At 58.4% G+C, this 753-nt stretch carries 1 protein-coding gene; it reads left to right on the top strand.

The window, feature by feature from the left end; genetic code table 11:
* The coding region (locus tag CPT76_RS00095) for an FAD-dependent oxidoreductase (RefSeq protein WP_146116107.1) at nt 1-753 on the top strand (753 nt) is incomplete at both ends.

The raw sequence follows: 753 nt of genomic DNA, 5'->3' as shown, positions 1-753 counted from the left end.
TTATGTCGCTGTGGGATTACCGGCGGATCGTGGACCCCTCCCTGTGGCGCGTGCCGCTGAGCGACGGCGAGGTGACGCTGCTTAACTGGCCTATGAACGATTATTATCTGGGGCCTGTGATCGGCGTATCGGAACAGGAGCGCAAGCGTCATCTAGAGGCGGCCCACGGGCTTACGCTGTCGCTTGTGTACTGGCTGCAGACCGAAGCTCCCCGGCTTGACGGGGGATACGGGTATCCAGGCATCCGGCTGCGCGGCGACGTACTCGGCACGGAAGACGGCTTGGCGAAGTCCCCTTATATCCGGGAGTCGCGGCGAATCCGTGCGCAGTACACGATCACCGAGCATGATGTCAGCCAGGAGCTTCGCGGCGCTAATGGAATCAAGCGGTATGAGGACAGCGTCGGCGTCGGAAGCTATTATTTGGACCTGCATCCGACGACGGTGAACCAGCGGGCTTTCTTTATTCCGAACTATCCTTATGAAATTCCGCTCGGATCGCTGATTCCGGTGCGGATGACCAACCTGCTTCCGGCATGCAAAAATATCGGCATGACGCAGATCGCCAATGGCTGCTATCGGCTGCATCCGACGGAATGGAATATCGGCGAATCCGCGGGACTATTAGCCGCTTATGCGGTGATGCACGGTATTCCTCCTCGTGAAGTAAGGGCCTCGGCAGCGCATTTATGCGATTACCAAGCGATGCTGGAGCGATATGGGGTTCAGCTTCACTGGCCGGAAGGGACATTGG

Source organism: Paenibacillus sp. AR247, assembly GCF_002968895.1.
In the GTDB taxonomy this organism is placed as follows: Bacteria; Bacillota; Bacilli; order Paenibacillales; family Paenibacillaceae; genus Paenibacillus_AQ; species Paenibacillus_AQ favisporus.
Note: the sequence above shows the minus strand (reverse complement) of the source record. Positions and strands in the feature narration are given on the sequence as shown.